This is a genomic window from Hoeflea ulvae (assembly GCF_026619435.1).
In the GTDB taxonomy this organism is placed as follows: domain Bacteria; phylum Pseudomonadota; class Alphaproteobacteria; order Rhizobiales; family Rhizobiaceae; genus Hoeflea; species Hoeflea ulvae.
The window spans coordinates 3,082,081-3,103,231 of record NZ_JAOVZQ010000001.1 but is presented as its reverse complement, the minus strand read 5'-3'; the positions used below and the strand labels follow the sequence as shown (position 1 = coordinate 3,103,231).

Annotated in this window: 22 protein-coding genes and 1 pseudogene; 6 read left to right on the top strand and 17 right to left on the bottom strand. The window is 62.4% G+C overall.

The window, feature by feature from the left end:
* Positions 1-116 precede the first annotated feature (116 nt).
* The 3 genes from OEG82_RS14685 to OEG82_RS14675 form a co-directional block, all read right to left on the bottom strand.
* Entirely contained in the window at positions 117-434 is a 318-nt protein-coding gene (locus OEG82_RS14685; protein ID WP_267613148.1) for a PilZ domain-containing protein, read from the bottom strand.
* A gap of 204 nt (positions 435-638) precedes the next feature.
* Positions 639-941: a PilZ domain-containing protein gene (locus OEG82_RS14680; RefSeq protein ID WP_267613147.1), complete on the bottom strand. Its 303-nt coding sequence runs from the start codon at positions 939-941 to the stop codon at positions 639-641.
* A 211-nt stretch (positions 942-1,152) separates the two neighbouring features.
* Positions 1,153-3,144, bottom strand: coding sequence for a bifunctional 2',3'-cyclic-nucleotide 2'-phosphodiesterase/3'-nucleotidase (locus tag OEG82_RS14675; RefSeq protein WP_267613146.1), 1,992 nt, complete (start codon positions 3,142-3,144; stop codon positions 1,153-1,155).
* A 204-nt stretch (positions 3,145-3,348) separates the two neighbouring features.
* Here OEG82_RS14675 and OEG82_RS14670 point away from each other — a divergent pair, with 204 nt between their 5' ends.
* Positions 3,349-3,645 carry an HlyU family transcriptional regulator gene (locus OEG82_RS14670; RefSeq protein WP_267613145.1) on the top strand — a complete coding sequence of 99 codons (297 nt, stop codon included), beginning with the start codon at positions 3,349-3,351 and terminating at the stop codon, positions 3,643-3,645.
* Positions 3,646-3,784: 139 nt separating this feature from the next.
* Here the strand turns inward: OEG82_RS14670 and OEG82_RS14665 are convergent, their stop codons facing one another.
* Entirely contained in the window at positions 3,785-3,973 is a 189-nt protein-coding gene (locus tag OEG82_RS14665) for a DUF3008 family protein (RefSeq protein WP_267613144.1), read from the bottom strand.
* 154 nt (positions 3,974-4,127) lie between these two features.
* Between OEG82_RS14665 and OEG82_RS14660 the strand changes: the two genes are divergently transcribed.
* Together OEG82_RS14660 and OEG82_RS14655 are read left to right on the top strand one after the other, a co-directional pair.
* Positions 4,128-4,961, top strand: a complete 834-nt coding sequence (locus OEG82_RS14660) for an SDR family oxidoreductase (RefSeq protein ID WP_267613143.1) — start codon at positions 4,128-4,130, stop codon at positions 4,959-4,961.
* 203 nt (positions 4,962-5,164) lie between these two features.
* Positions 5,165-5,530, top strand: coding sequence for a PRC-barrel domain-containing protein (locus OEG82_RS14655; RefSeq protein ID WP_267613142.1), 366 nt, complete (start codon positions 5,165-5,167; stop codon positions 5,528-5,530).
* 127 nt (positions 5,531-5,657) lie between these two features.
* Here OEG82_RS14655 and OEG82_RS14650 read toward each other — a convergent pair whose 3' ends face one another.
* Both OEG82_RS14650 and OEG82_RS14645 read right to left on the bottom strand, forming a co-directional pair.
* Complete coding sequence (locus OEG82_RS14650; RefSeq protein WP_267613141.1) at positions 5,658-6,395, bottom strand: siderophore-interacting protein; 738 nt, start codon at positions 6,393-6,395, stop codon at positions 5,658-5,660.
* 80 nt (positions 6,396-6,475) lie between these two features.
* Positions 6,476-6,940 (bottom strand): Lrp/AsnC family transcriptional regulator, encoded by a 465-nt coding sequence (locus tag OEG82_RS14645; RefSeq protein WP_267613140.1) that lies wholly within the window; start codon positions 6,938-6,940, stop codon positions 6,476-6,478.
* 167 nt (positions 6,941-7,107) lie between these two features.
* On the opposite strand from OEG82_RS14645, the pseudogene ald reads away from it, so the two are divergent.
* Positions 7,108-8,225: pseudogene (ald, locus tag OEG82_RS14640) on the top strand (alanine dehydrogenase).
* 85 nt (positions 8,226-8,310) lie between these two features.
* On the opposite strand, the gene OEG82_RS14635 reads toward ald, so the two are convergent.
* The 6 genes from OEG82_RS14635 to OEG82_RS14610 form a co-directional block, all read right to left on the bottom strand.
* Positions 8,311-8,781 carry a DUF1203 domain-containing protein gene (locus OEG82_RS14635; RefSeq protein WP_267613139.1) on the bottom strand — a complete coding sequence of 157 codons (471 nt, stop codon included), beginning with the start codon at positions 8,779-8,781 and terminating at the stop codon, positions 8,311-8,313.
* Between the two features lie 66 nt (positions 8,782-8,847).
* The gene (locus OEG82_RS14630; RefSeq protein ID WP_267613138.1) at positions 8,848-9,429 is read right to left on the bottom strand and encodes a GNAT family N-acetyltransferase; all 582 of its coding nucleotides are present in this window, start codon (positions 9,427-9,429) and stop codon (positions 8,848-8,850) included.
* A gap of 1 nt (position 9,430) precedes the next feature.
* Entirely contained in the window at positions 9,431-10,294 is an 864-nt protein-coding gene (gene sseA / locus OEG82_RS14625; RefSeq protein WP_267613137.1) for a 3-mercaptopyruvate sulfurtransferase, read from the bottom strand.
* Positions 10,295-10,445: 151 nt separating this feature from the next.
* Positions 10,446-10,643 (bottom strand): hypothetical protein, encoded by a 198-nt coding sequence (locus tag OEG82_RS14620; RefSeq protein WP_267613136.1) that lies wholly within the window; start codon positions 10,641-10,643, stop codon positions 10,446-10,448.
* Between the two features lie 458 nt (positions 10,644-11,101).
* Complete coding sequence (locus tag OEG82_RS14615) at positions 11,102-11,827, bottom strand: alanyl-tRNA editing protein (RefSeq protein WP_267613135.1); 726 nt, start codon at positions 11,825-11,827, stop codon at positions 11,102-11,104.
* Between the two features lie 6 nt (positions 11,828-11,833).
* On the bottom strand, positions 11,834-12,871 hold the full coding sequence (locus OEG82_RS14610) for a cysteine synthase A (RefSeq protein WP_267613134.1): 1,038 nt from the start codon (positions 12,869-12,871) through the stop codon (positions 11,834-11,836).
* Between the two features lie 268 nt (positions 12,872-13,139).
* Here OEG82_RS14610 and OEG82_RS14605 point away from each other — a divergent pair, with 268 nt between their 5' ends.
* Together OEG82_RS14605 and OEG82_RS14600 are read left to right on the top strand one after the other, a co-directional pair.
* Positions 13,140-13,784 (top strand): ChrR family anti-sigma-E factor, encoded by a 645-nt coding sequence (locus tag OEG82_RS14605; protein ID WP_267613133.1) that lies wholly within the window; start codon positions 13,140-13,142, stop codon positions 13,782-13,784.
* Between the two features lie 84 nt (positions 13,785-13,868).
* Positions 13,869-14,672, top strand: coding sequence for an SDR family NAD(P)-dependent oxidoreductase (locus OEG82_RS14600; protein ID WP_267613132.1), 804 nt, complete (start codon positions 13,869-13,871; stop codon positions 14,670-14,672).
* Between the two features lie 9 nt (positions 14,673-14,681).
* Here the strand turns inward: OEG82_RS14600 and OEG82_RS14595 are convergent, their stop codons facing one another.
* From OEG82_RS14595 to OEG82_RS14575, 5 genes are all read right to left on the bottom strand, one after another.
* On the bottom strand, positions 14,682-16,025 hold the full coding sequence (locus OEG82_RS14595; protein ID WP_267613131.1) for an MFS transporter: 1,344 nt from the start codon (positions 16,023-16,025) through the stop codon (positions 14,682-14,684).
* A gap of 143 nt (positions 16,026-16,168) precedes the next feature.
* A complete protein-coding gene (locus tag OEG82_RS14590) occupies positions 16,169-17,419 on the bottom strand; it encodes an SAM-dependent methyltransferase (RefSeq protein ID WP_267613130.1) in 1,251 nt (416 codons plus the stop codon).
* Positions 17,409-18,308: a DUF1365 domain-containing protein gene (locus OEG82_RS14585; RefSeq protein ID WP_267613129.1), complete on the bottom strand. Its 900-nt coding sequence runs from the start codon at positions 18,306-18,308 to the stop codon at positions 17,409-17,411. Before OEG82_RS14585 ends, OEG82_RS14590 begins: the two co-directional genes overlap by 11 nt.
* 2 nt (positions 18,309-18,310) lie before the next feature.
* Positions 18,311-19,651 (bottom strand): NAD(P)/FAD-dependent oxidoreductase, encoded by a 1,341-nt coding sequence (locus tag OEG82_RS14580; protein ID WP_425497592.1) that lies wholly within the window; start codon positions 19,649-19,651, stop codon positions 18,311-18,313.
* Positions 19,648-21,114, bottom strand: coding sequence for a cryptochrome/photolyase family protein (locus OEG82_RS14575; protein WP_267613127.1), 1,467 nt, complete (start codon positions 21,112-21,114; stop codon positions 19,648-19,650). The genes OEG82_RS14580 and OEG82_RS14575 overlap by 4 nt, the downstream gene beginning before the upstream one ends.
* Positions 21,115-21,151 lie beyond the last annotated feature (37 nt).

Below are 21,151 nucleotides of genomic sequence, written 5' to 3'. Positions count from 1 at the left end.
TTTTGTCATGCCGGCACCGGTCGCCGTTGCCTGAATTGACGTGAACTTAGGTTAGGTAAATTTGGCGCGCAATGGGTCGTGGTATGCCACGGCCCTTGTCGGGATGTTTTATGGTGTCAGGCCGGCTGGCGGTTGTCCCGGAACATCCGGTAATAGCTTTCCACCTTGGCGCGATTGTTGGAGGTGAGCACCAGTTCGGCGCCGATGCGCGGTGGCCGGTTCCAGCGCGCGGTTCCGATCAGCAGGCCCATTTCCTCGGTTTCCACGGTGATCTTGTCGCCGGGGCCGACTGGAATGTTGTGGTAGAGCATCAGGCAGATGCCGTGCTGGGAGAGATCGAGCACCGCGCCGGCGGTCTTCTGGCCCATGCAGTCGATGCGTGCCGGCAGGCGTGTCTTGTCGCGCTTGAGGGTGCGCCCCTTGAATCCCTTCATCTCATCCGCTCCCTGTCTGTCAGAGCGGCAGTGTGACAAGCCGCGGTAATCAAATCGCTAATGGGAAATCCGAAAATCCGACGCGGTTAAGACCCGGTGAACCGCGGCGCGGCAGCCGCAGGCCATGGCTGGACCGTGCGGCTGGTTTGAGCCACCTGCCGCGGGCAGAAGCGATTGCGGCAAAGCGGGGCGCTAGCCTGGCTGTCAGCGGCCGATCTGCTTGAAGTAGCTGCCGACCTTGGCCTCGGTGTTGGACGAGTGCTCGAGTTGCACGCCGACCCGGGACTCGCGCGTCCAGCGCACGGTGCCGCTCAAATGGCCCATTTCCGGGGTGTCGATGGTGATGGTGTTGCCGAAGGCCACCGGAATGTCGAAGGAAAGGTACAGGCATGCACCGAGTTCGGAGAGATCCAGCACCGATCCGACGGTCTTGTGACCGCGGCAGGCAATCCTTGCCCGGATCCGTGTTTTGCTGCGCGGTGTCGCGCGGCGTATGATGCCTTGCATGTGTCTTCCCTCCGTGGGCTCAACAAGGCGCAGGATTTCATGGCCCGGTGATCAAATGGCTAACGCCGGGGCGAAATCTTAGCCCCTTATTATTGGGGGTGCGGACGGATGCCGGTTGACCCCGCGCCGCGGCGCCGGACAGCAGACAGACGCAGTCCGGGCTTGCGCGGTTCCGGTGCCAGAGGGCCGGGACCGCCCGCTTCACCAGGCCTCACAGCGTGATGCGAAACAGGGCAAATCCGTCGGCGCCATCGCCTGCGGGCTCGATGGAAACGCCCTCGACGGCGGCCGAGAACTCCCGGGCCTTCGCTCCGGTGGAAAACAGTGCGGAAGCGCCTTCGACCGGCGCGAAGCTCCAGTTGGCATCGGCGGAGGGGTTGATGGTGCCCTTGTCGACAATGTAGCGGACAATGACGTCGCGGTTGGTGTCGGGGGCCTGGAAGATCACCTTGTCGGGACCGATGTCGGGGAAATTGCCGCCGCCGCCACCGCGGTAATTGTTGGTGGCGACCACAAATCGTTGCTCCGGATCAACGGGTTCTCCGTTGAAGCTGAGATTTCGAATCCGGTTGGAGTCAGGGTTTTGAAGCTCGCCCTTGGGCGTGTAACGGGCCGGCTGGGTCAGGTCGATCTGGTAGGTGACCCCGTCGATGACATCGAAATTGTAGGACGGGAAATCGCCATTGATCAGATCGACATCGGTTGCGCCGGGCGTGACCTGGTTGAAGATGCCGGCTGACATTTCCAGCCAGTTGCGGACCTGGGCGCCGGTGATAAGTACGGCCTGGACCGTGTTTGGATAGAGATAGAGATCCGAAACATTCTTGATGGCGATGTCACCTGCGGGCACGTCGGTGTAGTAATCGGCGCCGCCACGGCCGCCGGCCTTGAAGGGGGCGGCGGCGGAGAGCACCGGCAGGTCCTTCCATTCGGTCTGCGACAGCATGTCGGTGATGTACCAGGTCTGCGCCTGGCTGACGATCTGCACCGAGGGATCATCGGCGACAAGGGCGAAATAGGAATGCAGCGGCGCCGATGTCTTGCCGACGGCGGTGCGCACATAGGCGAGCGTCGCGTCATGCTCGGCCTGGGCGGCGGCCAGCACCTCCGGCTTGTCGGCCACCAGCGCCACGACCTTGCGGTCGACGCGGTCATAGATCGGCCGGGCTTCGGATGAGTGTCCGACAATGGTCCAACTGTTGCCGTCGCGTTCGAGCATCAGGTCGATAAGACCCAGATGCGATCCCCAGAAGCCTCCCATCACGCCGGGTTTGCCCGATATGGTGCCCTTGGCATTGTCGACGCCGGCAAAGCCGTCGAATTTCGGTCCCGGAAAATCGAGGTGGCTGTGACCGGTGACGATGGCGTCGATGCCGGGCACGGCGGCGAGCGGCACAGAAGCGTTTTCGAGATTTTCGGCCCAGTCCTGCTGGCCAATGCCCGAATGCGACAGCGCGATGACGATATCCGCACCTTCCTCGCGCATCTGCGGCACCCAGGCTTCGGCTGCCTTGACGATGTCGCGGGTGGCGGCGTTGCCGGCCAGGTGGCGGGAATCCCAGGTCATGATCTGCGGCGGCAGGAAGCCGATCAATCCGATCTTCACCGGATGCTCGGCGCCGGCGCCATCGGTGATCATCCGGTCAATGATCATGTAGGGTTTCAAAAACAGATCATCGTCGCGCGGATTGGCGGCGAGTGTGCCTCTGGTCAGGTTGGCGCAGACCATCGGGAAATTGGCGCCGGCGATGACGTTGAACAGGAAGTCGAGGCCATAATTGAACTCGTGATTGCCCAGCGTTCCGCCGTCATAGCCCAGCACATTCATGGCGGAGATGATCGGGTGCATGTCACCCTCTTTCATGCCTCGCTGATAGGCGATGTAATCGCCCATCGGATTGCCCTGCAGGAAGTCGCCATTGTCGACGAGGATCGAATTGCGCGCCTCGGCGCGGATCTGGTCGATGATCGAGGCGGTGCGGGCCAGGCCCATGGTGTCGTTGGGCTTGTCGCCGTAATAATCATAGGGAAAGACATGCACATGCAGATCGGTGGTTTCCATGATCCGCAGATGCGCCTGGTTGGCGGCGGCGCGGGCGGTAAAGGGATGGACCAGCGCGAGGGTGCCGGTTGCGGCCATGCCGCCGAGCAGCGCACGGCGCGAGATCGGGTGCAGCCTGTTGAGAACGCGTTGGTCTTTCATGGACTTTCTCCTCACTGTTGAACTAAAAAGAACTGCATGCGGATTGCCGGCGCAGGCAATCGAACCGGCACCCGGGGCTGTGCGCAGCCTGTGCCGGTCAGGCATAATCGCCAAGTGTGATCCGGACATGACACTTGCGCAACCGGTTTGACACGAAGTGCGGTGACGATCGCCGGATGAAGACACAGAGCTTGAGGAGATGACATGGCCGGAATCCTGGACAGCATTCGAACCCTTTTCGGCGGCAGTTCCGCGTCCAACCCGCCGCAGGCGGCCAATGATCCGGAGGTCTACAAGGATTTCCTGATTTTTGCCGAGCCGATCGCCGAGGGCGGGCAGTGGCGGCTTGCCGGACGCATCGTCAAGGGTGAGGGCGAGGCGGCGAAGGAGCACAAGCTGGTGCGCGCCGACGTGTTTTCCAACCGGGAGGAGGTCGAGGCGGCGACGCTGCGCAAGGCCCGGCAGGTGATCGACGAGCAGGGCGAATCGCTGTTTCTTTAAGGGATCAAAAGCGGCACAGGCGGTCGTGGCACGGCATCGTCGGGGGTGATGACCGGTGGTCGTTTCCGCAGCTGACCGGCGCGCGCCACCCTATGGCGTGAGCGGCACAGGTATCGCCTGTCGCTCACGTATTGTCCGGTCAGTCGTCCGAGGCGCGGTCGGGCAGATCCTCGCGCGGGGTCGACGCCAGGTCGTCAAGTTCCTCTTCGCTCATGCTCTCATACATGTCGCGCGATGCGCCCTTGAGCTCGGACGGTCTGGTTTCGCCGCGTTTGGCCGACAGGGCGGCGCCGGCGGCCTTCTGCTGGGCTTTCGAAGTGGCGGGCATGATCAACTCCTTTCGTTTCAACTGTGCGCCTGCGGGAAAACGCCCGATCCGCGTGAGCGTTCCCCCGCGCACCTCTTGCCGGGGTCGGCGGCCGGAACTTTTGCGTCGGGGCTGAGTTTTGTTGGAGATGTTCAACCGAACCCAGGAGAGGACCATGACAACCGCCCTGCAGGATCAGCCAGGCCATGAAGCCAGGATGAAGGACAAGCCCGAACATGAACCACGCTATCCCGGCTCGGGGCGACTGGCCGGGCGCGTGGCGCTTATCAGCGGTGGCGATTCGGGCATAGGGCGCGCAACAGCGCAATTGTTTGCCCGGGAAGGCGCGCAGATCGCCATCCTTTACAAGGAAGAGCAGGAAGACGCCGAGAACACCCGGCGCCTGGTCGAGCAGGAAGGCGCTCAAGCCATCACCCTTCAGGGCGACGTGGGAGACTGCGCGTTCTGCGTGAATGCGGTAGACAAGGTGGTCGAGCGTTTCGGCAGGCTGGATGTCGTCATTGCGAATGCCGCCGAGCAGCATGCCCGGGAAGACATTGCGGACATCGCAGAGCAACAGCTGCGCCAGACCTTTGAGACCAATGTGTTCGGCCAGTTCTTCATCATCCAGGCAGCCCTGCCGCATCTTGCCGCCGGGTCGGCGATCATCTGCACGACCTCGGTCACCGCCTATCGCGGCCAGGACCTGCTGATCGATTATTCGGCAACCAAGGGCGCGATTGTGGCGCTGGTCCGGGCGCTGGCGCACAAACTCGCGCCGCAGGGCATTCGCGTCAATGGCGTGGCTCCCGGGCCGATCTGGACGCCGCTCATTCCCGCCACGTTCCCGCCCGACAAGGTGGAGAGTTTCGGACGTCACACGCCGCTGGGACGGCCGGGCCAGCCCAATGAGGTGGCGCCGTGCTATCTCTTCCTGGCCTGCGAGGATTCAAGCTATATGAGCGGCCAGGTGCTGCACCCCAATGGCGGTGAGCCGGTGTCAAGCTAGGCGGCGGTTGCCGGGACGCCCGCGTGTTTTTCCAGTCGCAAAATGCGACCGCAATTGGGTGGTCCGCCGCGAAAATATCACAATCTTTGCGGGAACGAGCCATCGGTCACAGCGTTGTCTCAGCATGGCAGGCAACACGGGCAAACACCAGATCGGGAAGCTCAAGAAAGCCGGCCAAAGCAGAACATCCAAAGGAGAAACTCATGTCCACACTCACCAAGGAAAATTCCTCCGTGATCGGCAGCGACAAGGTTGCAGGCACCGAGGTCTATGACCGCTCGGGCCGCCACATCGGCTCCATCGAAAAAGTGATGATCGAGAAGGTCGGCGGCAAGGTGTCCTATGCCGTGTTGAGCTTCGGCGGCTTCTTCGGCATCGGCGACGATCACTACCCGCTGCCCTGGGAAAAGCTGAAATATGACGAGGAACTCGGCGGCTACCGGGTCGATGTCACCAAGGAACAGGTTGAAGGCGCGCCGAAATATGACCGTGGTTCCGACTATGACTGGACCCTGACGGAGCAGGAACGGCTTTACGCCCATTACGGCCAGCCGCCTTATTGGCGCTGATCAGCCAGATGCGCTGATCGGGCAGGTGCGGACGTCGCACAGCCTGGCGGACGTGGCGCAGAATGCCATGCATATGATCGACCGTCGGAACGTCCGGCGGTCGATCTGTTTGTAAGGAGCCGGCCGCTCAGGCCATGGCGTCCTCGCGCTTGGCGATCTTGTGGTTGTCTTCGTTGCTGCCGCGTTTCCAGTAACTGGAGATATAGAGATTGCCGGACTCCAGACCGCGTTCGCCGCGGAAATAATCACGCAATTGCCGCATGGTCGAAAACTCGCACGCGGCCCAGACGGACGGGGTCCCAGCGGACCAGTCCACGTTTCGAACGCGGTCGACCAGCAGATGACTGTCCTGGCCCGGATGCGGATTGACCACCCATTGAATGTCGAAATGCCGGGGCCTGGCGATATCCTGGATGTCGGCCTCGTCCATGACCTCGATCACCGCGGTGCCGATGGCGGTGTCGGGCAGCATCTCGATATTGCCGGAGATGGCGGGAAGCGCGGTCATGTCACCCACCAGCAGGAACCAGTCGGCTTCGGCATGGACCAGCTTGCGCGGTCCGGGTCCCCCGATCTCGATGCTGTCGCCGATCTGCGTGTTCATCGCCCAGAATGTGGCCGGACCGCAGATTTCATGCAGGGCGAAATCCACGTCGATCTCGTCAGCGCGGTGGTTGCGCACGGTGTAGGTGCGCACGACCTCGCGGCCGCTGTCGGCATCGGGCACACGCAGCTTGATATAGGCGCTGGTCTGCTGATCGGGAAAACCGGCCAGTCCGGGACCGCCAAGGGTGACACGCAGCATGTTGGGCGTCACCTGGGTCTTGCCGGTGACATGCAGCGTGCGGGGTTCGGGACGTGCCATGATCTAGCTCCTGATTTTCAACTTTGCGAGCGTCTCTAGCAGATCATGCGGAAAATAACATGACAAAAATACTCACCTATTTAATTCAGCCCGACATTGGGCCGGTCGATGATCTCGCGCAGCGCGAAGCTCGAGTTGATCTTGACCACATGGGGAAGGGCGGAGAGCCAGTCGCGATGGATGCGCTCATAGTCCTCGAGATCCCGCGCGGCCACCCGCAGGATGTAATCATATTCGCCGCTCATCAGATAGCAGACCAGCACATTGGGGCAGAGTTTGACTGCGGATTCGAATTCCGCCAGCGTCTTGGCGAACTGACCCGAGAGCGAGATATGGACGATGGCGATCATCCGGTAGTCGAGCGCCTTGTGCGACAGCCGCGCGTGATAGCCCTTGATGACGCCGGATTTTTCCAGGATGTCGAGCCGACGCGAACAGGCCGATGCTGACAGGCCGACCCGCTCGGCCAGCGCCGCGTTGGAGATCCGGCCCTGTGTTTGTAACACCTTCAGAATCTCGATATCGAGTGCGTCGAGCTGGTTCATGCGCAGGAAATCCGAACAATTGTCGATTTGGCGCAACAATATTCGAATTTTGTGATCCCGACAACCTCACTTTGCAAGGACCTCTCATGGCCGAAATGTTTGACTAGGCCGCATTGAAACCGGATCCGGCGCGCAAGACGCCGATGATCTTTCGGAGGAATATCTCAATGCGTGTAGGCTGCCCCGGGAAATCAAGAACCATGAATATCGCGTCGGTCTGACACCGGGCGCGGTGCGCGAATATGTGGCGCATGGCCATGAAGTGATCATCGAGACCAAGGCGGGCATGGGCATTGGCGCCGATGACGCGGCCTATCAGGCAGCCGGCGCGAAGATCGTCGGCAGCGCCAAGGAAATCTTCGAGCGCGCCGACATGGTGGTCAAGGTCAAGGAGCCGCAGCCGTCCGAATGGGCGCAGCTGCGCGAAGGCCAGCTTCTCTACACCTATCTGCACCTGGCTCCCGATCCCGACCAGACCAAGGGCCTGCTCGCTTCCGGCTGCACGGCGATTGCCTATGAAACGGTAACCGACGACCGCGGCGGCCTGCCGCTTTTGGCGCCAATGTCGGAAGTGGCCGGCCGCCTGGCGATCCAGGCCGGCGCTACTTCGCTGCAGAAGGCCACCGGCGGCCGCGGCATTCTGCTCGGCGGTGTGCCGGGCGTGCTGCCGGCCAAGATCACCGTTATCGGCGGTGGCGTGGTCGGATTGAACGCGGCCAAGATGGCCGTCGGCCTGGGCGCAGATGTCACCATTCTCGACCGCTCGCTGCCGCGGTTGCGCCAGCTTGATGACATTTTCAACGGCCGGGTTCACACCCGCTACTCGACCATCGAGGCGCTGGAAGAGGAAGTCTTCTCCGCCGATATGGTGGTGGGCGCAGTGCTGATTCCCGGTGCCGCGGCGCCCAAGCTTGTCACCCGCGAAATGCTCTCGGGCATGAAGAAAGGCTCGGTCATTGTCGATGTCGCCATTGATCAGGGCGGCTGCTTCGAGACCTCGCACGCCACCACCCACGCCGAGCCGACCTATGAGGTTGACGGCGTGATCCATTATTGCGTCGCCAACATGCCGGGCGCGGTGCCGATCACCTCGGCGCATGCGCTCAACAATGCGACGCTGCATTACGGGCTGATGCTGGCCGACAAGGGCCTGAAGGCCATTGCCGAGGACCGGCATCTGCGCGCCGGTCTCAATGTCCACAAGGGCCGGATCACCAGCCGTCCGGTGGCCGATGCGCTCGGCTATGAGCTTGCCGACATGGACCAGGTGCTCAAGGTCGCCTGATCGGCCAATCGTTCCTCCGGCAGGCTGCCCACAAGCCTGCGCCCGTCCGCACCAGATGGTGCGGGCGGGTCTTTTGTGGTGCGGGTCAGTCCGCCACTGCCTTGCAATGGTAGCAATTGTTGCGCGATGAGCGGATGTGAACGGCCTTGACCCCGGGCGCACCGAGCAGTTGCCTGATGCGGGCCGGGATGGCTTCGCGCCGGATGACGCCGCCGGTGCCATAGACGATGCGCTCGTCGGCGTCGTAGCCGCGCAGGATGTAGTCGGGGCTTTCAAGAAAGGCAGGCAGCTGATCCGGTTCGACCGTTGCGGCCGTGCAGGGCTCGGCGTGGAGAAACACCGGGCCGGTTTCGGCATAGGCGTGGGTGGCGCTGAACGGGCGCCAGGCGGCAACCAGATAGGGCTCGCCCTTGCCGACCAGCCGCATGCAGCAGCGGCAGGGTACGCCTGCACCATCGGAGACCTTGCGTTCCGCCACATTGCCATAGCTGTCGGCGCCGCCGCCGCGCAGATGTTCGGCAGTGGCCATGTCCATCGGTTCAAATCGGATTTGCATGATGTCCTCGCTTGCTCACGTTGAGCTGCGAGTTAGGCCGATGCCGCGCTTGCGCGCCACCCGATTTCAGCCACTGGCGGGCGTTTCGGCCTTCATCAGCGCCAGGATTTCCGCGTCGGCCAGCGGGCGGACGATCGCCTGGTTCTGGCTCACCGGTTCAAAGCCCATCTTCTGATAAAGCGGCAGTGCGGCGGGGTGGTCGAGCGTGTTGGTCGAGACCAGCACGCGCACAGGTGTCGAGGCCCAGGCGGTGGAGACGGCCTGGCCAAGCATCCATTCGCCCAGTCCGCGTCTGCGCACATGGCTCATCAGGCCGAAAAACGACAATTCGACAGTCGCGTCATCGATGTCGCTCAGCTCAAAGAAGCCCGCGGGCGCGCCATCGACGCTGAGCACGAATATGCGGGTGGTCCTGGCGTGGACGATTTTCGACAGATGCTCGTCGCTCATCCGCAGGCGGTTGACCCAGTGCCATTCCCGGCCAACCTGCCATTGCAGGTAGCGGTAGAAATGCAGCGGAATGTCGGTGGCCTTCATCAGCGTTGCATGAAGATTGACCGGCAGTGGCGTGATCGCACGCGGACGCCGGGTCATCTGCAGATGGGTGACGGTTGCCTTGAGCGATTTCGGTTTGGCGGGTCTTGCCATCTCAAGCCTCTCCGGTGACGATCACGGTGTCGTCGCGGCCGCCCCATTCCGACCAGGAGCCGTCATAGAGCGTGTTGTCGCGATGGCCGAGTGACTGCAGCGCCAGCGTGATGACGGCGGCGGTGACGCCTGATCCGCAGGTGGTCACGACCGGCTTTTGCAGATCCAGTCCGGATGATTCAAGAACCATGCGCAACTCGCGGAGGGGTTTGAGTTTTCCGCCCTTTGAGAGCGTGTTGAACGGAACATTGCGGGCGCCGGGCATATGGCCCGAGCGCATGCCCTTGCGCGGCTCGGCCTCGACGCCGGTGAAGCGGCCGGGACCGCGGGCATCGGCGATCTGGGCTGCCCCGGTTTCGACAATCGTCCGCATCTCGTCAAGGCCGGAAACGGCGCGGGCGTTGAGGCTTGCGGTAAAGCTGGCAGGTTCGGGTGCGGCAGGCTGACCGGTTTCCACCGGAAGTCCCTGTGTCTTCCAGGCGTCGAAACCGCCGTCGAGCACATAGGCCTTGCCGGCGCCGAAGATGCGCAGCAGCCACCAGACCCGCGGTGCGGTGAACATGCCGGGGCCGTCATAGACCACGATCGTGTCGGTTTCCGACAGGCCAAGCGCACCGGCTGCGCGGGCGAAATCGTCTGAACCGGCAATGGTGTGCGGCAGGTCCGATTTAGGGTCAACGATGCTGTCCTGATTGAAGAACACGGCGCCGGGGATGCGGCTTTCGGCATATTCGGCGCTGCCGTCGCGGTTTTGCGCCGGCAGATACCACGACGCGTCGACGATCTTGAGGTCAGGCTGGCCGAGCCGCTGTTGAAGCCAGTCGAATGAAACCACAAACGGGCTCTGGTCGGGCGGGACGGTCATGATGGTGTCCTTAGAATCAGGGGCAGGGCGACAAGCCAGCTTTGGCCGCAACGCAATTTAAGCGATGGGTGCGGCCTACGGCAATGAGAGATTGCCGGTTCTTGCCTGCAAACGGATTGCCGTGGCAATCCATTCGGGCTTTTGCGCGATTCTAATACAGTGATGAAGGCTGATAGGTCTCGGCGTCATCAAACAGGATCGAGATGGACTCCGAGCCGGCCTCTTCGACCGTCTCGTCCTCATCGTCGGTCTCTTCCGTTTCCAGCAGGAGCAGCGCTGTCTCGGATCTCGTCGAGGGCTTCCGTCTGGTTGGCGGAACCGCCGGATGCACCACTTTTTTGCGGGCCACTGCCCGGAGGCGGCGGTGGCGGCCGGTTGGGACGGGTCTCGTCGGTCTTTGCAGACTGTTCCGTGGCCAGAAATGCGCTGACGCGGTCCGAGGTCGTGTTGGTGCGGCTCGACGTAGCCTCTACCTGGCTGGTGGAGCGCGCAGCGTCGGATTTGGATGCAGTCGATTTCGTGTCGTTGGTCGCAGCCGGAGCCGACGGCGTCATGCTGGGCACCAAAGCGGAGACCGTGTAGGAATTGCCCTGTATGGATGGCATGAACTGGCCTCGCGGTGATTGGCTGCCCGAAACACGACGGCTTCAAGCAGATGACGCTGACCGGCAGGCACAACTTGCTCTGACGGCGCACTCTCACCGTTAGACCCACCCTGTTAACGAATCCTCAATCCATTCCCTAAGATTGGCCGGATCGGCACGATTAGCGCCCTGGTGCCGGGATTATCTGTGCCGGCGCCGCCATTCAGGCCGGCGCCGGGCCGAAGCGGATGCGGAAGCGGCGGTTTTCCTTGCCTTTTTTCTCGATCTTGCCGATGTGGATTTCACCCACCTCGGCGGTTTCGCCGACATGGGTGCCGCCGCAGGGCTGGCTGTCGATGACGGATTCCTCGCCGATGCAGACAAGCCTGATGTCGCCCTGGCCGCGGGGCGGACGGACATTCTTGGATTTGATCAGATCCGGATTGGCTTCCAGATCGGCTTCCGAAATCCAGCGGTTGAAGATCGGATGATTGGCCTTAACCAGTTCCATCAGCCTGGCCGTGACCTCGGCCTTGTCGATGGTCTCGGTCATGTCGAAATCTATGCGGCTGTCGGTCTCGCTTACCGCAGCGCCGGTGATCGGATAGGGGCAGACCACCGAGAGCAGATGGCAGGCGGTGTGCATGCGCATCAGATTGTAGCGCCGGTCCCAGTCGATATGCAGCACAAGTTTCTCGCCAATATCGGGCGTAGCCTGGCCGGGGGCCGGAACGTGGATGATCTCGGCCTTGGTGTCGCCGGTGACGGTGCCGGCGATGATGATCTTGTCGCCGTTCTCGCGTTCGAAGAAGCCGGTGTCGCCGGGCTGGCCGCCGGAGGTGGCGTAAAAACAGGTCTGGTCGAGCACGATGCCGCCATCCTCGCGCACGCCGGTCACGTTCGCCTCAACCGTCGAGAGATAGGCGTCTTCGAGAAAAAGGGATGTCATGGCTGCCTATTCGTTCACATAGGGGACGGAAATGTCGCTGGTGCGCGTCAGCCATTCGGGCACCGGCAGGTCCTTGGACGCCAGGAACTCGGCGTTGAACAGCTTGGACTGGTAGCGGTTGCCGTAGTCGCACAGGATGGTGACGATGGTGTGGCCCGGACCCATCTCGCGCGCCATGCGGATGGCGCCGGCGACATTGATGCCCGAGGAGCCGCCAAGGCAGAGGCCTTCGTGCTCCAGCAGGTCGAAGACCAGCGGAATGGCTTCGGCGTCGGGAATGTTGAACGACATGTCGGGTGTGAACCCTTCCAGGTTCGCGGTGATGCGTCCCTGGCCGATGCCCTCGGTGATCGAGCCGCCGGAGGATTTCATCTCGCCGGTGGTGTAGAAACTGTGCAGGGCCGCGCCATCGGGATCGGCAAGGCCGATCTTGACCGAGCCGGACACGCTGCGCAGGCCTTCGGCAACGCCGGCGAGTGTGCCGCCGGAGCCGACCGCGCAGATGAAGCCGTCGACCTTGCCGCCGGTGTCGCGCCAGATTTCAGGCGCGGTGGTTTTCACATGCGCCTGGCGGTTGGCGACATTGTCGAACTGGTTGGCCCAGATGGCGCCATTGGGATCGGATTTGGCGATCTGCTCGGCCAGCCTGCCCGACAGCCGGACGTAATTGTTGGGGTTGCGGTAGGGCGCTGCCGGAACTTCGACCAGTTCGGCGCCCATCAGGCGCAGCGCATTCTTCTTTTCCTGGCTCTGGGTTTCCGGGATGACGATGACGGTCTTGTAGCCCAGCGCGCGGGCGACGAGCGCAAGCCCGATGCCGGTATTGCCGGCAGTGCCTTCTACAATCGTGCCGCCGGGGCGTAACAGGCCTTTTGATTCGGCATCGCGGATGATTTCCAGCGCCGCGCGGTCCTTGACCGACTGGCCCGGATTGAGAAACTCGGCCTTGCCTAGAATGGTGCAGCCGGTGGCTTCCGACGCGGCCTTGAGGCGAATGAGCGGAGTGTTGCCGATGGCGTCGAGAACGGAGTCGAGGGCTGGCATGGAATTTCCTGTGTTGGCTGCGAGAGCACGCTGGTTCAGACTAGGCAGCCAGTTCTGGCTTCTCAAGGGGGCGGATGCAAGAAAACACCTGTTGCCGATCGTGCCATAAGCGGGAATATTTGCCTTGGAACGGCAAAAATGAGAAATGCCATGGACCGGTGATCCGGTTTGCGCCGCACAGCGTAACACGTGGCACAAGGACAAGACACAGCAGACGGCCGCCGCTTCAAGCGGCGTTAACGTTGAGACCAGGGAAAGCTGCCGACGCATGGTGCGTGAACATATTGATACGATCGACGCGCTGCTGGCGCGCTACGTTGCGGGAACGCTTCCGACACCGGCGCGGGTGCTGGTCGAGGCACATCTGCAGCTCAAGCCGAAAAACCTGATCAAGGTGCGCAATCTGGAGGCGATGGCCGGGCTGGAACTTATGGCGCTCGAGCCGGATCCGCTTGATGACCGCGCGGCCATGCTGGCGGCGGTGCTGGGATCGGCTGTGCCTGACAGCGTTGCACCGGTGTTGGCTGATGAAACCCGTGTGTTCCCGAAGGCGCTTTATGATTTTGTCGGCTTTGATGCCGGCGATGTGCCGTGGCGGACAAAGCTGCCGGGCTTCAAGGAATATGATCTCGGCGATATCGAGGGATGCCACGTTAATCTGTTCTGGATCAAGCCGGGCCGCACAGTGCCGGCCCACACCCATGAGGGCAGTGAGTTGTCGCTGGTGCTGGAAGGTGCCTTCAGCGACGGGCGCGGGCATTATGCGCGGGGCGATATTTCCGTCGCCGACGATTCCGTCGATCACCGGCCGCATGCCGATACTGGCGGGCCCTGCATCGGATTCGCGGTGGTGGATGCACCGCTGAAGCTGACCGGTTCCTTCCGCCAGCTGATCGGCGACATCATCGGCTGACCAGCGATAATTCCCCCGGTTTTTGAACCAAAGGGCCGTTTGGAACGTAGTCAGTTCCGGACGGCTTTTTTAATGGAGACACGCATGAGCAGCTATACCGCCACGCCTTCGGACGGATCAGCCTGGGTGACCGGTGCCTCGAGCGGCATCGGCAGGGACCTGGCGCTCAAACTGGCGCGTGAGGGCTACACGGTCTACGCCACCGCGCGCAGTGAAGACGCGCTGCAAGAGCTGGCCCGGGAGTCGGGCACGCTCAAGGGCGAGATCCGCGCCGCACCCGGCGATGTGACCGATGAGCAGGCGATGGCGGAGCTTGCCGGCCTGATCGACGCGGTCGGCAATGGCCTGGCACTTGCCGTGTTCAATGCCGGGGTCTACCTGCCGGTGCATGGCGAGACGCTCAAGGTGGCTGATTTCGACAAGAGTTTTGCGGTCAATCTGTCGGGCGTGGTCAATGGGCTGGTGCCAGCGGTGGCAAGGATGAAGGTGCGCGGGCGTGGCCAGATCGCGATTGTGTCCTCGGTCACCGGCTATGGCGGCATGCCGACAAGTGCGGCCTATGGCGCGACCAAGGCGGCGCTGATCAATATGGCCGAGAGCCTGAAATTCGATCTCGACAAGTTCGGGGTACGGATACAGGTGATCAATCCCGGCTTTGTCGACACCCCGGCAACGGCCGACAATGCCTTCGAGATGCCGGCCTTGCTGCAGCCCGAGGAGGCCGCGCGCCGGATCGCCGAGGGGCTGAAATCAACCTCTTTTGAAATCACATTCCCGCGCCGGTTTACCTATGTGCTCAAGGCGCTGCAGTTTCTGCCCTATCCGGCCTATTTCGCGCTGATGAATGCGGCGACGGGGTGGAAGAAGCGGCCGCTCGAGACTGAGTAAGGCTGGTCTTCAGCCAGCCTCTATCTGGCCCCGAAGCGATTTTTGCGCGGCTTCGTCGAGCGGGAAATTCCACATGATGGCGATGCTGACGAGCTTTGCGGCAATCGGAACCCAGGCATAGGCGATTGCCAGCGCCGTCAGGCCAGCGCCCGTTTCGCTGCTTGAGGCCGGATCAAAGCCGAACCCGGCCAGAACCGGAAACACGATGCCGACGCCGCCGGCGAGCGAGAGTTTGGTGGCAAGGCTCCAGGCGGCGAAATAGGTTCCCGAGCGCTGCTCGCCCGAGGCTGCGGTGTCGACATCGATGACATCGGCCTGAATGGCGGGCGGAAGTGCCAGATCAAAGCCCAGCAACAGACCGGTGATGGCGCAGATGGCGGCGAAGGCGATCAGGCTGCCTTCGGGCAACACGGGTGCGGGCGCAAAGGCCAGGCAGGCAGCCAGCATGCCGTAGCACCAGGCCCGGTGCTTGCCGACCCGACGCGCTGCCCAGGTGGCAAGCGGCACACCGGCGATGGCGCAGAGAAAATAGAAAAACAGCAAGGGGCCGCGGGCATCGGGCAGGCCGAGCCGGGCCGAGACGAAATACAAAAACAGCGTCGCCGGTATGCCATTGGCCAGGCCGTTGAGAAAGAAGGCTGCGATCAGCCGGAGAAATGGCCGGTTGCGGGCAAGGTGGGCGAGGCCCGATTTCAGATTGACCCGGCTGCGCGAATGTTCCGCCGGTTCGGGCGTGAAGATAATCGCCACAGTGCCAAACAGTGGCAAGGCAATCAGAATGACCAGCGCGAGAGCTGCCAGTCCATGCACGCCGGTGGCCCGATCAAAGCCGATGGCAAAGGGCAGGGCGATGGCGATCAGGGTACCGACCAGCGTCAGGCCTTCGCGCCAGCCGGTGACCCGCGAGCGGCCGTGGTAATCGGTTGCCAGTTCCGCGCCCCAGGCCGAAAACGGGATCAGCGCCGCGGTATAGCCAAGCGACAGCATCAGGCCCCAGCCGACCAGCCAGGCCGTTGTCACACCAACTGGTGGCCAGAACAGCATGAAGGCCGAGATCGCCGTCAGCGGCAGGCTGAGGGCAAACAACGAGCGGCGGCGGCCGAAGCGGGGCCGGAAGCGGTCGGCGGCCCAACCGATCAGCGGATCATTGACGGCATCGAAGATCCGGACAAGCAGCAGCGCGAAGCCAACGGAGGCGAGCGAGAGCCCGAGGGTTTCGGTGTAAAAAGTAGGAACCAGCACATAGAGCGGCAGGGTGAGGGCCGCCAGCGGGATGGCCGGCAGCGCATAGGCGATGATTTTTGGCAGGGCGATGGGCTGCCGCGCAGACGCAGGGGTGGAGGCTGTGGCCAATGCTTCATCCAAATGATGGCCGGAGCCTTGCGGTCAGGACCGGTGACGGTTTCAACTGTGATGGTGTTTACGAACCTATGGCGCAAATGGTTCACCCGCCGCAGCTTTGCTGCGGAGGCGGACCGGTCAGCGCTCCCGGCTGATCAGCTGTAGACGACCTGGCGAACATTGATGTGGCCGAAGCGGAAGCCTGCCTCGCAATAATAGAGATAGAACTCCCACAGCCGCTTGAAGCGGATGTCGAACCCCATCGGCTGGATGTCCTCCCAGGCGTCCCAGAAGCGTTGCCGCCATTCGGCCAGCGTGCGGCCGTAATCGGGACCGAAGGCGCGGTGGCCGACCTGCCGGAGCCCCGCGGCCTCGCCGAGCGAGACCAGGTGATTTTCCGTCGGCAACATGCCGCCGGGAAAGACGTAACGCTGGATGAAGTCCGGATTGGAGCGGTAGGCCTTGTAGGCCGACGGCGCGATGGTGATGATCTGCAGTCCGGCCTTGCCGCCGGGCTTGAGGCATTGCCGCACCTTGTTGAAATAGACCGGCCAGTATTTCTCGCCGACCGCTTCGAACATCTCGATGGAGACAACGCGGTCATACTGGCCGGTTTCGTCGCGGTAGTCCTGGAAGCGGAACTCGACCTTGTCGGACAGTCCGGCCTTTTCGATGCGCTGGCGGGCGAATGCCAGCTGCTCGTTGGAAATGGTCAGTCCGGTGACGCGGCAGCCGATTTCGCGCGCCGCATATTCAGCAAAACCGCCCCAGCCGCAGCCGATCTCGAGCACATGATCGCCGGGCTTGATGCCGGCAGCCTGGGCCAGCGCCCGGTATTTGGCGGTCTGCGCACTGGCCAGATCATTGGCGCCGTCGGCGTAGAGCGCCGAGGAATAGGTCATCGTCTCGTCAAGCCATTTTGAATAGAAGGCATTGCCGAGATCGTAATGGGCGGAGATGTTCTTCCTGGCTTGGCTGCGCGAGTTCGACCTCAGCCAGTGGCGGATCAGCTCGACCACGCGGGCAATGCCGCGGGCGCCGCCCGCGAGCTTGTCGCCAAGCTCCATGTTGACCAGGAACAATTCTAGGAAAACGGTGACATCGGGGCTTTCCCAGTCGCCGTCCATATAGGATTCGGCCACACCTATGGTGCCGCCGGTCAAAGCCCGGTGCGCCAGATTCCAGTTGTGCAGGATCAGGGTCGCCTCGGGGCCTTCCGAATGGCCTTCGACGCGAACGGTTCGACCATCCGGCATCCGGATCGACAATTTGCCATGGCCCATGTGCAAAAGGCCGCGCAGCATCATCTTGGCCTTGGCAGGCAATCCGCGCAGATAGGCCGAAATATTGTCGGCCGACAGCCGCTCAGGGGCGTTTTGCTGATTCCAGGTGGCTTCAGTCTTCATACGCGCAGCCTCCTCCGTCTCGCCATTTGTCGGTGCGCCGCGGCGTTGCCACCTGACGATCGAACTTTCCCTGATCGCGAAAGCTCGCAGTTGGGGGCGGCGCCGGACGCGGCACTAGACGCATCCCCTTGAGCCACAATTTCAGCGCTTCATAGTGGATGCCGCCGACAATCTTCCACGTCAGAAGCGGAATCTGCAAGAGGCAAGCCGAAATTGATACCGTACCCAGTGGCTTGCGGGCGCCGCTATAGGTCGCCGCAAGCAAGGGGCCGGACTGATCCGTTTCCAGAATGCGCCAGCGCAGATGCTCTCCGGGGACGCTCATGCGGAAATGGTAGTGCATGTCCATTTCGATGAAGGGGGAGACATAGAAGAGCTTGGACCGGCTCTGGCGGATGCCGGCTGCGGTGATTTCGCCGGGTTCAATTTTGCAGACATAGGTGTGGCTTTCGCCGAAGGTGTTGCGGACCTGGTAGACGAGCGCCAGAAGCTTCTCGTTGCCATCATAGGCATAATAGACCGACAGCGGATTGAAGACCTGACCGAAGACGCGGGGATAGCAGGCCAGTTCGATCCGTGCCGCGCGCTGGTCGAGGCCAGCTTCTTTGAGCAGTGCATCGATATGGGCGCGCAGCGACGTTTTTGTCGTGCCGCGCAGATGATCGGCCTCGTGAAACGACATGAGATTGCCGCGGTTCACCGAAAACAGCGGCGACAGCCGGTTGGCTTCCTCGAGCCGGTCAAGATCGAGCAGCAGCGAATAGACCTTGTAGGCAAAACGGTGACCGACGGGTTTCATGCGCTGGTGCATGACTTCGCCGACATAAAGACATGCAGGCGCCCTTGTGTCGGTATCGATCTGCACCGGGTGTTTGAGCGGGGCGGTCACGCTCAGGCAGCCAGGGCCGTCTGCGCGGCAGGAGCGGCGCGCCAGGGCACCGTGGCGCCGAGAGCTTCGGCGGCGGCAATCCCTGAGCTCAGGCCGTCCTCATGGAAGCCGTAACCGGTCCAGGCGCCTGCGAAATAGGTGTTGTTGTCGCCCTGGATCGCCTTCAGCCGGATCTGGACCTCCATGGCATCAGCGCCGAACTGCGGATGGTCGAAGCTGTAGTCACCAAAGACCAGGTCCGGCCGCGGCTCGCGGTCGGGATTGAGGGTGACAAACAGCGGTTTTGCCGGATCAATGCCCTGCAGCCGGTTCATCCAGTAGGAGACCGCGACATTGGCGTCGCTGCGCTGATCCGACGAGCGCAGATAATTCCACGAGGCCCAGACCTTCTTGCGCTTCGGCATCAGCCGCTCGTCGCGGTGTAGCACCACGCGATTGGGGCCATAGGGGATGGCGCCGAGGATGTCGCGTTCCTGTGGTGTCGGGCGGTCGAGGATGCGCAAGGCCTGGTCGGTATGGCAGGCAAAAATCACCCGGTCGAAGGTTTCGGTGTGGCCGGTGGTGTCGAGAATGTTGACGCTGTTGGCGGCGCGGCGCACGGAGACGACGCCGGTGTCGAGCCGGACCCGGTCGCCAAGAGGGCTGAGCAGTTTGGTGAGGTAATTGCGGCTGCCGCCGGTCACCGTGCGCCAGGTCGGGCGCTCGGCATAGATCAGCCGGTGATTCTCAAAGAAATTGACGAAATAGGTCGCCGGAAATTCCAGCATCCGCTTTGCCGGCGTCGACCAGATCGCTGCGGCGATCGGCACCAGATAATTGTTCATGAAGCCCGGAGAAAAACCGCGCCAGTTGAGATAGTCGCCAATCGAGCGCGCCATAAGATGGCCGTCGGCACGGTCCTGAAGACAGATCTTGTTGAACCGGAGGATCTCGCGCAGCATCAGCAGGAAGGAGGGGCGCAGCAGGTTGCGTTTTTGCGCAAACAGGGTCGACAGGGTGTCGCCACCCCATTCCAGCTTGCCGTGATCGAGCGACAGCGCAAAGCTCATGTCGCTATCATGGGTGTTCACGCCCAGATGGGCAAACAGGGCGGTGAGATTGGGGTAATTGAGCTCGTTGTAGACGATGAAGCCGGTGTCGACCGAAATTGCCGCGCCGTCATAGTCGATATCCACGGTGGCGGTATGGCCGCCGGCACGCTTGTTTGCCTCATAGACGGTGACATCATGCAGGCCGTGCAGCGCCCAGGCCGCGGAGGCACCTGAAATGCCCGAGCCGATGACAGCAATTTTCATGCGCGCCGGACCGGCCTTGACAGTGTGTGGGGGCAAATGAAGGGTCATGCGGCATCCTTGATGCTTTTATAGGAAGCGAGCGCACGCTGGCGCGCTGCCTGATGGTCGACAATGGGACGTGGATAGGTTTCGCCGAGGCGGATACCGGCTGAAAGCAATACGTCTTCCGGCGCCGTCCAGGGCTTGTGGATGAACTTGTCGGGCAATCCAGCCAGTTCGGGGACGAATTCGCGCACATAGCTGCCGTCGCCGTCGAATTTGTCGCCCTGAAGAATCGGGTTGAAGATCCGGTAATAGGGCGAAGCATCAGCACCTGAACCGGCCACCCATTGCCAGCTTGCGGCATTGGAGGCGGGATCGGCGTCGACGAGCGTGTCCCAGAACCAGGCTTCGCCCTCGCGCCAGTCGATCATCAGATGCTTGATCAGGAAGGAGGAGACGATCATCCGGACACGGTTGTGCATCCAGCCGGTCTGCCAGAGCTGGCGCATGCCGGCATCGACCACCGGATAACCGGTCATCCCTTTTTGCCAGGCCGATACCGCATCGGCATCGGCGACCCACGGGAATGCGTCGAATTTGGAATTGTGATTGGTGTCGGGCAGGCCGGGATTGTTGACCAGCAGGTGCCAGGAGAACTCGCGCCAGGCGATTTCCTTGCGAAACCGCGAGCGGTCTTCATTGGAAGCGTCATTGTCGGTCTGGCTCAGGGCGTCAAAGATCTGCGCCGGGGTGATCTCGCCGGTGGCAAGATGGGCCGAAAGGCCGGACGTTGCAGCCTTGCCGGGAATGTCGCGGCGTTCGGCATAGCCGCGCAGCCGGTTTTCCAAGAATTCCGACAACCGGTCGTGGGCGCCGTCCTCGCCGGGTGTCCAGGCCTTGGCAATGCCGCCCGACCAATCTGGCCCGGTCGGCAGCAATTGCCAGTCGTCAAGCGATTCGGACGCAAGGTCGGTCGCGCCGTCAAAGGCGGCAAGAGATCCCGGCGCGGGGAGCGGCATCGGCGGACTGGTCTCAAGATCTGATTCAAGCGCCCGCCAGAAGGGACTGTAAACCTTGTAATAAGTGCCGCCACCGGTCCGAAGCCGGGTCGGCTCGTGCAGGAGCTGTCCGGCAAAGCTGTCGGCATCAATGTGCAGGGAGTGCAGATGGTTTTTCAGATCCGCATCGGTGGACTGATGCGCCGGATCATAGCGCCGGTTCCAGTAGACCGCGGATGCGCCGGTGGCCCGGACCAGCTCGGGAATCACCTCGGTGGGATCGCCGCTGATCAGGTGCAGCGGCGCACCGAGCCGCTCGAGTTTTTCGCTCAGGCCGGCAAGCGAGTGATGCAGCCACCAGCGCCGCGCCGCGCCGAGTGGCCGGGCAGGGCCGTCGGCCTCGCGGATGAACAGCGGAATGACGGCTGCGTGGCGGCTTGCCGCAACCAGCGCGGCATTGTCGTGGATCCGCAAATCATTGCGGAACCAGACAATGGCCGTCTTCGTCAATATGTCTGTCTCGTGTTCCATCTTGAATTCTGATTTCCGATTGGGCGAACATCGCCGA

Bases quoted from the DNA above. Each gene is read 5' to 3' on its own strand.
- OEG82_RS14685 (WP_267613148.1), bottom strand. From the start codon at position 434: ATGAAGGGATTCAAGGGGCGCACCCTCAAGCGCGACAAGACACGCCTG.
- OEG82_RS14680 (WP_267613147.1), bottom strand. From the start codon at position 941: ATGCAAGGCATCATACGCCGCGCGACACCGCGCAGCAAAACACGGATC.
- OEG82_RS14675 (WP_267613146.1), bottom strand. From the start codon at position 3,144: ATGAAAGACCAACGCGTTCTCAACAGGCTGCACCCGATCTCGCGCCGT.
- OEG82_RS14670 (WP_267613145.1), top strand. From the start codon at position 3,349: ATGGCCGGAATCCTGGACAGCATTCGAACCCTTTTCGGCGGCAGTTCC.
- OEG82_RS14665 (WP_267613144.1), bottom strand. From the start codon at position 3,973: ATGCCCGCCACTTCGAAAGCCCAGCAGAAGGCCGCCGGCGCCGCCCTG.
- OEG82_RS14660 (WP_267613143.1), top strand. From the start codon at position 4,128: ATGACAACCGCCCTGCAGGATCAGCCAGGCCATGAAGCCAGGATGAAG.
- OEG82_RS14655 (WP_267613142.1), top strand. From the start codon at position 5,165: ATGTCCACACTCACCAAGGAAAATTCCTCCGTGATCGGCAGCGACAAG.
- OEG82_RS14650 (WP_267613141.1), bottom strand. From the start codon at position 6,395: ATGGCACGTCCCGAACCCCGCACGCTGCATGTCACCGGCAAGACCCAG.
- OEG82_RS14645 (WP_267613140.1), bottom strand. From the start codon at position 6,940: ATGAACCAGCTCGACGCACTCGATATCGAGATTCTGAAGGTGTTACAA.
- OEG82_RS14635 (WP_267613139.1), bottom strand. From the start codon at position 8,781: ATGCAAATCCGATTTGAACCGATGGACATGGCCACTGCCGAACATCTG.
- OEG82_RS14630 (WP_267613138.1), bottom strand. From the start codon at position 9,429: ATGGCAAGACCCGCCAAACCGAAATCGCTCAAGGCAACCGTCACCCAT.
- sseA (WP_267613137.1), bottom strand. From the start codon at position 10,294: ATGACCGTCCCGCCCGACCAGAGCCCGTTTGTGGTTTCATTCGACTGG.
- OEG82_RS14615 (WP_267613135.1), bottom strand. From the start codon at position 11,827: ATGACATCCCTTTTTCTCGAAGACGCCTATCTCTCGACGGTTGAGGCG.
- OEG82_RS14610 (WP_267613134.1), bottom strand. From the start codon at position 12,871: ATGCCAGCCCTCGACTCCGTTCTCGACGCCATCGGCAACACTCCGCTC.
- OEG82_RS14605 (WP_267613133.1), top strand. From the start codon at position 13,140: ATGGTGCGTGAACATATTGATACGATCGACGCGCTGCTGGCGCGCTAC.
- OEG82_RS14600 (WP_267613132.1), top strand. From the start codon at position 13,869: ATGAGCAGCTATACCGCCACGCCTTCGGACGGATCAGCCTGGGTGACC.
- OEG82_RS14590 (WP_267613130.1), bottom strand. From the start codon at position 17,419: ATGAAGACTGAAGCCACCTGGAATCAGCAAAACGCCCCTGAGCGGCTG.
- OEG82_RS14580 (WP_425497592.1), bottom strand. From the start codon at position 19,651: ATGACCCTTCATTTGCCCCCACACACTGTCAAGGCCGGTCCGGCGCGC.
- OEG82_RS14575 (WP_267613127.1), bottom strand. From the start codon at position 21,114: ATGGAACACGAGACAGACATATTGACGAAGACGGCCATTGTCTGGTTC.